Source organism: Pseudomonas sp. D3-27, assembly GCF_051132165.1.
GTDB lineage: Bacteria > Pseudomonadota > Gammaproteobacteria > Pseudomonadales > Pseudomonadaceae > Aquipseudomonas.
Genome location: NZ_CP071667.1, coordinates 3,011,200 through 3,023,895, shown reverse-complemented (window position 1 = coordinate 3,023,895; position 12,696 = coordinate 3,011,200). Strand labels below are relative to the sequence as shown.

Sequence of the window (12,696 nt, the reverse complement as noted above, 5' to 3'; positions counted from 1 at the left end):
ACGTGGGATAGGCGGGGATATACGCAAATATGAGCAGGAACCGATCCCGTTGATCAGTGCGGCTGACCGAGGGCTTTTGCGATGCAGTCCAGCAACCTTCTGGCATCGCAGGGCTTGGGCAGGCAATCCACCAGCCCCGACGTGTTGGCGGCCAGTTCCGGGTACGCCGTAATGAACAGGGTAGGGATACGCACCTTGTTTTTCAGCAGGTGCCGATGCAACTCGATGCCGCTCATGCCCGGCATCTGTATGTCGCAAACCAGGCAGCCGGTTTGCGCGGGCGCTTCTGAATCGAGGAATTCCCTGGCGCTGCGATACGTACGGACCTGATGGCCGCTGGACCGCAACAGGCTATTGAGCGCCGTGCGTACGGATTCATCGTCATCGATGACTGCGATCGTCTTGTTGCACACGGGGGTGTCTTCCATGGGATCGCTCGTAACAGCGCCGGTTTTCAATTCACCATACGCGGTCCGTCCAGGCGCAAAAGTATACCTATGTATATCCGGCTAAGACCTAAGGTGCGCGCGCCCCTGGCGGCATGCAACCAACGGATGCCCAAGTCATACGCGGGCAGGAATGACTGGCGGGGAATTTCACATAGACTGGCGCCGCATCGTCGGCCTGCGTGGTCATTCAACTGCCGTATCCGCTGTGTCCGAGGCCCGTCATCGCCGTTGAAAAAAATATGGGAAGGGCACAGGCGAGGCGCTAATCTAAACGACGGCAATACGATCCGTCCCGGAACCCGACATGAACGCTTTTCGTCGAGTCGCCGGCGCAGCCATGGAAGCCGAACCCTGGCCTTGGCAATTGCGGCACGACACTGGATGGCAGCTCGACGGTAAATGCAACTGAACCCCTCTTGCTCCAGTGCCGATGGAAACCCGCATGCAAACACAATGGGACGATGGCGAGCGTATCTTCTGCCGGGAACGACACCCAGGTGCCGACGGCGATAAACCTGTCCTGGTGGTGCGGCCCGCCACCCGCCAGCCGCGGCCCGATTGCCTTGAGCGTCTTGCTCATGAATTCGGCCTGAGGGACCAGTTGGATGCTTCGTGGTGCGTACAGCCCCTGGAATGGATCAGTGAAGGTCCTCAAGTGCAACTGGTCGCCAGCGACCCGGGTGGTTTGCCGCTGTTGCAATTGCTCACCTCGCCTTTGGAGACGACCCGCTTCTTGCAGCTCGCGGTGAGCATTGCCGTCGCATTGGGCAAGCTTCACGAGCGTGGCCTGATCCATAAGGACATCAAGCCCAGCCATATCCTGGTGGATTGCGACGACGGCCAGGCCCGGCTCACCGGGTTCGGCATGACGTCACGCTTGCCCCGCGAGCGGCAGGCTCCCGAGACGCTTGCCGGGACGCTGGCCTACATGGCGCCCGAACAGACCGGCAGGATGAATCGCTCGATCGACTCGCGCAGTGATCTCTATTCTTTCGGCGTCACGCTCTACCAGATGTTGACCGGCTCGCTGCCGTTCACGGCATCAGACCCGATCGAATGGGTGCATTGCCATATCGCCAAGAGGCCGCTGGCGCCCAACGAGCGGATCCAAACCATTCCCGACATGCTGTCGCGGATCGTCATGAAGCTGCTCGCCAAGACCGCCGAGGAACGCTACCAGACGGCCGCGAGCGTAGAGCACGACCTGCGTCAGTGCCTGGCGCATTGGCGGCAGTGGCGTCGCATCGAAGATTTTGCATTGGGCGAGCAAGGCGGCTCGGACCGCCTTTTGATTCCCGAGAAACTCTATGGACGCGAGCCCGAGGTCCAAGCGTTGGTAAGCGCGTTCAACCGGGTGGTTGAACGTGGCGCGCCGGAACTCGTGCTGGTCACGGGGTATTCCGGGATTGGTAAATCTTCCGTGGTCAACGAGCTGCACAAGGTACTCGTGCCGCCAAGGGGGTTGTTCGCCCGTGGCAAGTTCGATCAGTACCGGCGCGATATTCCCTATTCGACGCTGATCCAGGCGTTTCAGAGCCTGGTGCGTACGCTGTTGGGCAAGAGCGATGCCGAGTTGGCCGGTTGGCGCGATGCATTGCGCCAGGCCCTGGACCCCAACGCACGGCTTATGACGGACCTGATCCCTGAACTGAGGCTGATCGTCGGGGAGCCGCCTGCGGTGCTGGCACTCGATCCCCAGCAGGAGCAACGGCGCTTCCTGCTGGTGTTGCGCCGTTTTATCGGTGTGTTCGCCCGCCGCGAGCATCCCCTGGCGCTGTTTCTCGACGACTTGCAATGGCTTGACGCGGCGACGCTCGACCTGCTGGAAGACCTGCTGACCAGCGACGACGTGCAATATCTGCTGCTGGTCGGTGCGTACCGCAGCAACGAAGTGGATGCGACGCACCCGCTGTCAGGCAAACTCAAGACGCTGCGCAGCGTCGGCGGCAAGGTCAGCGAAATCATGCTCTCACCGCTCGCCAAGGGGCATATCGAGCAATTGATCGCCGAGGCGCTGCATGACGAGCCTGCTCGCATCGAGCCGCTGGCGCAGTTGGTGCTGGACAAGACCGCGGGCAATCCGTTCTTCGTGATCCAGTTCTTGCAGGCGCTCGCCGATGAGCACTTGCTGGCGTTCGATCATGGCAGCCGACAGTGGTGGTGGGACCCGGATCGGATTCACGCCAAGGGGTACACCGACAACATCGTCGACTTGATGAGCGGCAAGCTGGCGCGCCTGCCGGCCCAGACGCAGCAGGCCTTGCAGCAGCTTGCTTGCATGGGGAACGTCTGCGGGCTGAACGCACTGGCGGTTATCCTTGAGGTCCCCAGAGCGCAAATCCGCACGGTCCTCTGGGAGGCGGTCCGCCAGGAACTGGTAGAGCGCCGCGACGGTGCTTACGGTTTTGTCCACGACCGTATCCATGAAGCGGCCTACTCGATGATCCCCCCGGAGTCACGCGCCTCGGCCCATTTGAAAATCGGCCGGCTGCTGGCCCGGCAGACCGCTCCCGAGGGCCGGGACGAGGCGATATTCGACATCGTGGGCCAGCTCAACCTCGGCGCCGGGTTGCTCGTCGATCAGGCCGAGCGAGAGGAGCTGGCCGCGCTCAACTTGCTCGCCGGCCAACGGGCCAAGGCGTCGACGGCCTATGCGTCGGCACTCAATTACCTGGCCCATGGTGCCCAGCTGCTGGGCGATGACAGTTGGACGCATCGGCACGGCTTGAATTTCGCCCTTGAGCTGAACAGGGCCGAATGCGAGTTCCTCACCGGCCAGCTCGCCATTGCCGACGAGCGGCTGACGGCGCTGGCCAATCGCGCCGTGACGGTGAGCGAACGGGCCAGCGTCGCCTGCCTGTTGATGGATGTGTACTTGCTGATGGATCGCAGCGACGGCGCGGTGGCGGTGTGTCTCGCGTATTTGCGGCATGTCGGCATTCACTGGGCCGCGCAGCCAAGTGACGAGGCCGTGCGCCAGGAATACGACCGCATCGCCACATTGCTCGGCGATCGGGCCATCGAGGATTTGATCGATCTGCCCTTGATGGAAGACGCGACCGCGTTGGAGACCGTCAATGCGCTGAGCAAGCTCTTCGCCCCGGCACTGCAAAGTGACGCGAACCTGGCGGACCTGTTGATCTGCAAGGCCATCACCTTGAGCCTGGAACGCGGCAATTGCGACGCGTCCTGTGTGCTCTATGCCAATCTGTTCAGGGTCGCGGGCCGGCGGTTCGGCGACCACGAGGTGGGGTTCCGTTTCGGGCAGTTGGGCTGCGGCCTTGTCGAGCACCGTGGCATGACTCGATTCGAAGCCAGCACCTATCTGTGCTTCTCTTGCTTTGCCGTGCGATGGATGAGACCGGTCGGACAATGCCGCGACCTCTTGCGTCGTTCGTTTGCGGCTGCGAACCGGATCGGGGACCTGCCGTACGGTGCCTACGCGGGCAACAACCTCACTGCGGATCTGCTCTTCGCCGGGGAACCGCTGCCCAAGGTACAAGATGAAGCCGAGCGTGGCCTGGACTATGCGAGGAAGGTGCGTTTCGGGCTGGTGACGGATTTCATCGTCACGCAATTGCTGCTGATCCGGATGCTTCGCGGCCAGACGTCGATCTTCGGGCGCCTGGATGACGACGAACTGGACGAGGTGACCACCGAATCCCATTTGTCCAGCAATCCGGACCTGGTCCTGGCTGAATGCTTGTACTGGGTTCGCAAGCTACAGGCCCGCTGTATGGCCGACGAGCCTGAAGCGGCCTTGGCCGCTGCCGAAAAAGCGCGCCGGTTGCTCTGGGTTTGCCAGTCCTTTTTCGAGGAAGCCGAATATCACTTTTTCGGTGCCCTGGCCCATGCTGCCGTTTATGACAAAGCCCCTGCGGATCAGCGAGGGGCGCATCTGGACGCAATGAAGGAGGGCCATGGACAGCTTCAGGCCTGGGCGCAGCAGTGCCCGGACAACTTTGCGAGCCGCGCCGCACTGGTGGGCGCGGAGATTGCCCGTGTCGAAGGGCGGCCAATCGATGCCGAGCTGCTTTACGAACACGCCATGAACCTCGCCCGGCAAAGCGGCTTCGTCCATGTCGAGGCGCTTGCCAACGAACTAGCCTCACGTTTCTACGCCGCCCGTGGCCTTGGGAAAATCGCTCGCATGTATATGCAGGACGCCTGCTACGGCTATCTGCGTTGGGGAGCCGACGGCAAGGTTCGACAGCTCGAAGCCCGGTATCCGTGGCTGCGCGAAACAGAACCCGCGCCCGGCCCGGCGACTACGATGGCGACTCCGGTGGAACACCTGGACATCGCCACCGTGCTCAAAGTCTCTCAGGCAGTGTCGGGAGAAATCGTCCTGGAGAAGCTGATCGATCGGGTGATGGCCACGGCCATCGAGCAAGCCGGCGCTGAGCGCGGCCTGCTGATCCTGTCCACTGGCGAGGGGCACCGGATCGCGGCGCAAGCGACGACCGGCGGGACCACGACGCAACTGCGTGACGAGCCGGTCAGTTCGGCGCTGTTGCCGGAGTCGATTTTTTACCATGTGCTGCGGACCCAGGAGAGCGTGTTTCTCGACGACGCCATGGGCCCGGCTGCCGCGACGTTTGCCGCCGATCCCTACTTTCGCCAACGTCCGGTGCGGTCGATCCTGTGCCTGCCGTTGATCAACCAGGCCGCGCTGGTGGGCGTGCTGTATCTGGAAAACAGCCTTGCCGCCCATGTATTCAGTCCGAACCGGCTCACCATCCTGAATCTGGTGGCGTCTCGCGCGGCCATCTCCCTGGAAAACGCTCGTCTGTACCGAGAGGTGGCCGAACGGGAGGCAAAGATCCGTCGTCTCGTCGATGCCAACATCATCGGGATTCTGGTCTGGAATGCCGAGGGCGACATCATCGAAGCCAACGACGCATTCCTGCGCATGGTGGGCTATGAGCGCGAAGACCTTGCCTCCGGCCGGCTGCGTTGGAGGGACCTGACGGTGCCGGAGTATCGCGAGCTGAGTGAGCGTTCGTTGGCCAAGGCCCTGCGCACCGGGCAAGCCTGCCCGTACGAGAAGGAATACTTCAGGAAAGACGGCAGCCGTCTGCCGGTGATCGTTGGCCTGGCCATGTTCGAAGCCAGCAGCCGGGAAGGCGTGGCCTTTGTGCTGGATCTGACCGAGCGCCGACAGGCCGAGGAGAAGATTCGCGAAAGCGAGCGTCGCTATCGCGAAGTGCAGGCCGAACTGGCCCATGCAAACCGAGTCGCGACGATGGGCCAGTTGGTCGCCTCGATCGCCCATGAGGTCAACCAGCCGATCGCCGCGACGATCCTCAATGCCGACGCTGCCCTGCGTTGGCTCAACGCGCAGCCGCCGGAAATCGAGGAAGTCCGGCAGATTCTCGGGCATCTGGTCTTCGATGCCAATCGAGCCGCCGATGTGCTGGGGCGAATCCGCGAGCACATCCGCAAGGCTCCACCGCAGAAAGGGCCGCTGGACATCAACGCAGCCATCGAGGAAATGGTCGAGTTCAGCCGCAGCCAGATCATCAAGAGTGGCGCCTCGATCCAAACACACCTGGCCGACGCGCTGCCTGCTATCGACGGGGATCGCGTGGAGCTGCAACAGGTGCTGCTCAACCTGATCATGAACGCATTGGAGGCCATGAGCGCCGTCGATGAAAGCGAGCGGCACTTGTCGATCAGTTCCGGGCTGGACGATGCCGGTTGCGTGTGGGTGAAAGTCTGCGATTCGGGACCGGGCTTTGCCTTGGGATGCGCGGAACGGGTGTTCGCATCGTTCTACACCACCAAGGCTTCGGGCCTTGGGCTGGGATTATCCATCTGTCGATCGATCATCGAAGCCCACGGCGGCTGTTTGCAGGCGCACGCCAACCAGCCCCGTGGGGCTGTCCTCGAGTTCTCGCTGCCCGTTGCTCGCTAATACCAAGGTTTACACGCTGCATATCAATCGATCAGTGAACCAATCCCACGTACAAATGATCCCCGCCAACCCGAGCGATACAGTGATTGCCATGGGTTGCGGAGGATCTGGCAATGAAACTGACAGGCATCGCGGCGGATGAATTTTCGTCACTTCGTTCAATAGTGCTTATCTGCCTGGCGTTGGTAGCGGCCAACGTCTCCTACCGTTTGGTTGTGCCGGTGCCGGCAGGCGTGACTCTGGAACCCCGCCACGGCACCAAAAGGCCCGGAGGGCTGGCGATCGATTCGCTGAGGTTGGTCGATATCAGCGCCTTGGGCGAGGTGCCCATCGGGGCGCATCTGATCAGTCCGCGCCGTTTCTATATCCATCACGGGATTTACCTGGGCGCCGGAAGCGTTGCCCATTATTCGGGGTTCAGTGGCGCGCTGGAAGCGGGGCCCATCGAAGTGACCGATCTGGAGCATTTCGCCAGTGGCAGGCCGGTGTGGATCATCCAACAACCCGCCCGCTATCCGGCCAACGAAGTGGCCCGTCGGGCCCGCTCCAGGTTGGGCGAAAACCGCTACAGTCTCCTGGCCAACAACTGCGAACATTTCTGCACCTGGTGCCTTACCGGGAAGGGCTACAGTGCCCAGGTCGGCGCGTATTGGCACCGGCCGCGCGAGTTCCTGGCAACGATTACCGCACTGAAGGCTCTTTTCGTTGCGTGACGCTACCGATTGCGCCTCGTCAGGCCCACTTCGGCGTCGAAGGCGCTGTGCTAGGCTTTTTCAATCCACCCTGCGAGAGAATCGTGCATGAACGGCAATATCAAAAACAATGAGCCGGGCAGCGAAGGTCCTGTTGTGTTCGTGCTGGACGACGATGCGTCCATACGTTGTGCATTGAGCAATCTCCTGCGCTCTGTCGGCATGCGCGTCGAGACATTCGCGTCCACCGCCGAGTTTCTCCAGCGGCCCAAACCCGATTGCGCCAGTTGCCTGGTACTCGATGTCCGGTTGCAGGGCAGTAGCGGGCTGGATTTCCAGCGCCAGTTGGCGGCGTCGAATATCAGGATTCCCATCATCTTCATTACCGGTCACGGCGACATTGAAATGTCCGTCAAGGCGATGAAGGCCGGCGCCATGGACTTTTTGGCTAAACCGTTTCGCGAACAGGATTTGCTGGACGCCGTGTCAGCTGCGCTTGAGGCGGACGTCAAACGGCGGGAAATCGAGCAGCAGCTTTGCGGCTTGCATACGCGTTACCAGACGTTGACGGCGCGCGAGAAGGAGGTCATGGCCCTGGCCGCCAAGGGACTGATGAACAAACAGATCGCCGGGCAGATGAACCTGAGCGAGATTACCGTGAAAATCCATCGCGCCCATGCCATGAAGAAAATGCACGCCAAGTCGTTCGCCGACCTGGTGCGGATGGCTGAAACCCTCGGCGCAGAACCTGCCTAACGCGCCAAACCTGTGGGAGCGAGCTTGCTCGCGATGGCCGTAAGGCGGTCAAATCGATGCGACTGACCCGCCAACAACGCGAGCAAGCTCGCTGCCACAGCAAAGCCCAATCCCGAACCGCCGCCGTTTTGCTCTTTCCCTCGCAAAAATCCCGCTTCCCCTCTGGCACTAACTTGCGACTACGTTGTCAGTACTTGGCCGCCGTAGGGCCGACGTTCGGCTCATATAGCGACAATGTCAGCTACATGACGCCCTTTTTTTGACGCCTTCGGGGCAAAGACTCGCATGGATTTCGCGGGGACCGTTATTTCCTTTTGCGGGTTGACACTCTATGGGTTTTTTTCTCGATCCACGGCATGACATTGATGCCGCTTTGTTAAGTTATCGCCGTGTATTCTGGTCCCTGGCCTTGTTCAGCGGCGTGATCAATCTGCTGGTGCTGGTGCCGTCGCTCTACATGATGCAGGTCTACGACCGGGTCCTGACCAGTCGCAACGAAACCACCCTGGTCATGCTCACCTTGATCGCCCTTGGGTTGTTCATGTTCAGTGCGTTGATCGAGTGGGTGCGCGGCGAGGTGATGATCCGCATGAGCGCCGGGCTGGACGACGCCTTGGGCGAGCGGATTTTCGATGCGGCGTTTGCCCGCAGCCTGCGCGAGCACAACGCCAACCCGGCACAGGTGCTTACCGATCTTGCCACCTTGCGACAGCTGATTACCGGCCAGGGCCTGATCGCCTTGCTCGATGCGCCGTGGCTGCCGATCTTCCTGCTGGTGGCGTTCATCTTTCACCCTTGGTTCGGCGTATTGACGCTGGTGCTCGCCGTATTGCTGATAGGCCTGGCGCTGTGGGGCGAGTTGGCGACCCGTTCGCGCCTGGGAGAGGCCAATCGACTGGGCGTGCAGTCCTCGGTCTACGTCAACAGCACATTGCACAACGCCGAGGTCATCCAGGCCCTGGGCATGCTCGGGCCGCTGCGCCAGCGCTGGAGCCTGCTGCAACAACGGATCATCGCCGCGCAGGCCCACGCCAGCGACCGCGGGGCGCGCATCACCTCGGCGACGCGATTCGTGCGGATTTCCGGTCAGTCCCTCGCTTTGGGATTGGGCGCGCTGCTGGTGCTGGAGGGGCAGCTCTCGGCGGGGATGATGATCGCCATGTCGCTGCTGCTGGGACGTGCCCTGGCTCCGGTGGAAATCGCCATCGGCTCGTGGAAGCAATTCAACAGCGGCCGCCAGAGTTACCAGCGCCTGAGCCAACTGCTCGCGCAACATCCACGCGATCGCTTGCGCATGCCGCTGCCACCGCCCACCGGCGCGCTGCGCCTGGAGCAGTTGTACGTCGGACCGCCCGGGGCATCACAGCCGATTCTGCGGGGCATCAATTTCAGCCTCGGCAAGGGCGAAGTGCTTGCGGTGGTTGGTCCCAGTGCCAGCGGCAAATCGACTCTGGCTCGCGCGTTGGTTGGCGTGTGGCCGGCCATGGGCGGATCGGTGCGCCTGGACGATGCCGAGATCAGCCAGTGGTCCCATGACGCGCTGGGGCCATACCTGGGCTATCTGCCCCAGGACATCGAACTGTTCGATGGCAGCGTTGCCGACAACATCGCCCGTTTCGGCGAGCAGGACGCCGACAAAATCATCGCCGCCAGCCGTCAAGCGGGCATTCACGAAATGATTCTAAGGTTTCCCAAGGGCTACGACACACCGTTGGGCCCTGGCGGGCTTGGCCTGTCTGGCGGCCAGAAGCAACGCCTGGGCCTGGCGCGCGCGCTGTATGGCAGCCCGTCCGTGATCGTGCTCGACGAGCCTAACTCCAACCTCGATGAAGCCGGGGAATTGGCGCTGGTGCAGGCCATCGGCGTGCTCAAGGCCGCCGGCAGCACCGTGGTGTTGATCACCCATCGGCCCAACGTGCTGGCGGTGGTCGATCACATCCTCGTGTTGAAGGACGGCACTCAACAAGCGTTCGGCCCTCGGGACCGAGTGCTCAAGGCGCTGATGCCGGGGCCGCGGCCGGCCGCTGTGCGGGAGGCAGGCAAGGATGCGTGATTTGAAATCGGCCACACCGGCCCACGGCGAGCATGGCCTGAGCGTGCTCAGCAGCGACACATTGCCCACCGCGAGCACCGATGCGGGCGGCGCGGCGCGCTACGGCGTGGTTTTCCTGGCCCTGACCCTTGGCGGCTTTCTGCTTTGGGCCTGCCTGGCGCCACTCGACCAGGGCGTGGTGGGCAGCGGCACCGTGGTAGTGGCGGGGGAGCGCAAAGCGGTGCAGTCACTGGTGGGGGGCGTGGTGGAAAAACTGTTGGTCAGTGATGGCGATCGTGTCAGCCAGGGGCAGTTGCTGGTGCAGCTCAACACGGTGCAGGCGCAATCGCAGTTGGACGTGACCCTGGGCAAGCTGCTCAACGACCGCAGCATCGAGGCGCGGTTGATGGCCGAGCGCCTGGGCGCCGATGAAATCCAATGGCCGCAACAATTGCTGGAGCGCGCCGATGAGCCACGTGTCAAGGCGGCCATGGCCCTGCAGAGTCAGCTGTTCATGACCCGGCGTGCCGAACTGGGCAGCCGCCTGAAGATCATCGAGCATGAAATCGGCGCCTTGCAGCAACAACTGCAGGGCTACGAAGGGGTCAAGCGCAACTACGATGCGCAAATGCGCTTCCAGCAACAGGAACTCGAGGGCTTGCGCGAGTTGGCCCGGGAAGGCTACGTGCCGCGCAACAAACTTTTCGAGGCTGAGCGAAACGCGGCGCAACTGGCCGGACAGATCGCTTCGGGCATCGGCGACGTCGGGCGCACGCGCCAGGCGATCAACGAAAGTCGCCTCAAGGCCTTGCAGGCGCAGCAGGAGTTTCGCCGCGATGCCGAAACCCAACTCAGCGAGGTTTCGGCCGAAGCCGCGGCCTATGCCGATCAGATCCGCGCCTTGCAGTTCGAAGTCGATAACGGTGCCATCCGCGCGCCGGTGGCGGGCCAGGTCATGGACATGTCGATCCACACCGTGGGCGGCGTCGCCCAGGGCGGGCAGACGCTGATGCAGGTGGTGCCGTTGGACGCGCCGATGGCGATCACCGCGCGGTTCGATCCGTTGATGGCCAACAAGCTCACCCCCGGATTGCCGGTGCATGTGCATTTCACCGCCCTGCAGCGGGTGGATACGCCGACTGTGACCGGCACGGTCACCACCGTGTCGGCGGACCAACTGATCGACCAGCAGACCCACCAGCCGTACTTCTCCGCCAAGGTAGAAATTCCCGCCGAGACAGTCGTCGCGCTGCAAGGCGCCGGTTTGCTGGTGCGTCCCGGCATGCTCGCCGACGTCACCGTCGTGACCGGTGAGCGCACCTTGATGAACTACCTGATGAAACCATTGCGCGAACGCTTGCTGGCTGCCTTCAAAGAGGAATGAGCATGACCGACCGTTGCCGTTACGGCGTCCGTGTGCTGTTGAGCCTGTACACCAGTTGGGCGGTGATCGGCCCCGCCTGGGCGGCGGAGGGCGGGCTGAGCCTGACTGCCGCCTACGATGCCTCGCGGCTCAATGACCCGACCTTGCAGACCGCGACCCACGCCTACGACGCGTCCCGGCAGGAAGAAGCGATTGGGCGTGGCGGGCTTTATCCGCAGGTCTCGCTGTCCTCGCGGTATGGGTATGGCGGGCGTACCGATGGCGGCGACGACAGCAGTTATGTGAACAGCAACGACTACCAGGCGAACAGCGTGACGCTGGCGGCGCAACAGCCGCTGTATGACAAGGGGCGCTGGGCGGCTTATCAGGAAGGCAAAGCCCGCGGCGTGCTCGGTAGCCAACAATTCGACGTGGCCGGCCAAGCCTTGTTCGACCGGGTCGCCAAGGGCTATTTCGATGTGGCCCGGGCCGAGAATGAATTGAAGTTGATCGCCCAGCAGAAGACCGCCATTCGTGGCTTGGTCATCCAAAGCAAAAAGCTCTATGAAGGCGGCCAGGGGGCAATCACCGACATCGACGAGGCCCAGGCCCGGCTCGATCTGGTGGAGGCCCAGGAAACCGAAGCCCAGGCCCGTCGCGTGGCCGCGCTGCGGGCACTGTCGGGACGGGCAAGCGTGCCCATCGAGGACATCCAGCCGATGCGCGAAGAATTGCCTGCCGGCAGCCCCATCCCGCCGGAGCAGGATTTGCCGTACTGGACGGCAATCGCCCGCGAGGCCAGCCCCGAACTGGCCGCGCGGCTGGCGGCGGTGAAAGTCGCCGAGGCCCAGGCCGACAGCCAGCGCGCCGGGCATTACCCGACGTTGTCGTTGACCACGCAGTTGACGCGCCGGGAAACCCGCCAGTACCAAGAGCTCGACCCGCGCCAGGACACCTATTACGTCGGTGTGCAGCTGGACATCCCCTTGTATCGCGGCGGCGCGGTGCGCGCTTCGGTGGCCAAGGCCGAGGCACAACTGGCCGGAGCCCAGTCCGACTATGACGTGCAGCGTCAGGAGCTGGCCGAGTCCATCGAGACCGATTACCTGGGCGTGGTGGCGGGGTTCGCCAAGAGCAGGGCCATGCTACGGGCGGTGGAGTCCAATCAGCGCGCGCTGACGTCGACGGAAAAAGGCTTCCAGGGCGGCGTGCGCTCGACGGTCGACATCCTCGACGCCCAGCAACGGCTGTTCCAGGCGCGCCGGGACCTGCTCGACACCAAGCTCGACATGCTCCAAAGCTACGTAAGCCTGCACACCCACACCGGCCAGATGAACCGTGCGGTGCTGGAGCAGGTGCAAAGTCTGTTCTGAAGTCGTGGCGCTGTGGTGGCGAGGGAGCTTGCTCCCGCTGGGCCGCGAAGCGGTCCTAAAGAAGGCAAGACGGAATTTGCCTGACACACCGCAGTAATTGCTTTGGGGCCGCTA

General features: G+C 62.8%; 7 protein-coding genes. 6 read left to right on the top strand and 1 reads right to left on the bottom strand.

Features of this window, described 5'->3' with window-relative positions; all coding sequences use genetic code 11:
• Positions 1 to 53: 53 nt before the first annotated feature.
• A complete protein-coding gene (locus J3P92_RS13765) occupies positions 54 to 428 on the bottom strand; it encodes a response regulator transcription factor (protein WP_434559008.1) in 375 nt (124 codons plus the stop codon).
• A 463-nt stretch (positions 429 to 891) separates the two neighbouring features.
• Between J3P92_RS13765 and J3P92_RS13760 the strand changes: the two genes are divergently transcribed.
• The 6 genes from J3P92_RS13760 (at position 892) to J3P92_RS13735 (ending at position 12,582) form a co-directional block, all read left to right on the top strand.
• Positions 892 to 6,366 (top strand): trifunctional serine/threonine-protein kinase/ATP-binding protein/sensor histidine kinase, encoded by a 5,475-nt coding sequence (locus J3P92_RS13760; protein WP_434647565.1) that lies wholly within the window; start codon positions 892 to 894, stop codon positions 6,364 to 6,366.
• Positions 6,367 to 6,479: 113 nt separating this feature from the next.
• Entirely contained in the window at positions 6,480 to 7,079 is a 600-nt protein-coding gene (locus tag J3P92_RS13755; RefSeq protein WP_434559004.1) for a lecithin retinol acyltransferase family protein, read from the top strand.
• A gap of 87 nt (positions 7,080 to 7,166) precedes the next feature.
• Entirely contained in the window at positions 7,167 to 7,814 is a 648-nt protein-coding gene (locus tag J3P92_RS13750) for a response regulator transcription factor (protein WP_434559002.1), read from the top strand.
• 331 nt (positions 7,815 to 8,145) lie between these two features.
• A complete protein-coding gene (locus tag J3P92_RS13745; protein ID WP_420763811.1) occupies positions 8,146 to 9,867 on the top strand; it encodes a type I secretion system permease/ATPase in 1,722 nt (573 codons plus the stop codon).
• The gene (locus J3P92_RS13740; protein WP_434647562.1) at positions 9,860 to 11,230 is read left to right on the top strand and encodes an HlyD family type I secretion periplasmic adaptor subunit; all 1,371 of its coding nucleotides are present in this window, start codon (positions 9,860 to 9,862) and stop codon (positions 11,228 to 11,230) included. The genes J3P92_RS13745 and J3P92_RS13740 overlap by 8 nt, the downstream gene beginning before the upstream one ends.
• A gap of 2 nt (positions 11,231 to 11,232) precedes the next feature.
• Positions 11,233 to 12,582, top strand: coding sequence for a TolC family outer membrane protein (locus tag J3P92_RS13735; protein ID WP_420763813.1), 1,350 nt, complete (start codon positions 11,233 to 11,235; stop codon positions 12,580 to 12,582).
• Positions 12,583 to 12,696: the final 114 nt, after the last annotated feature.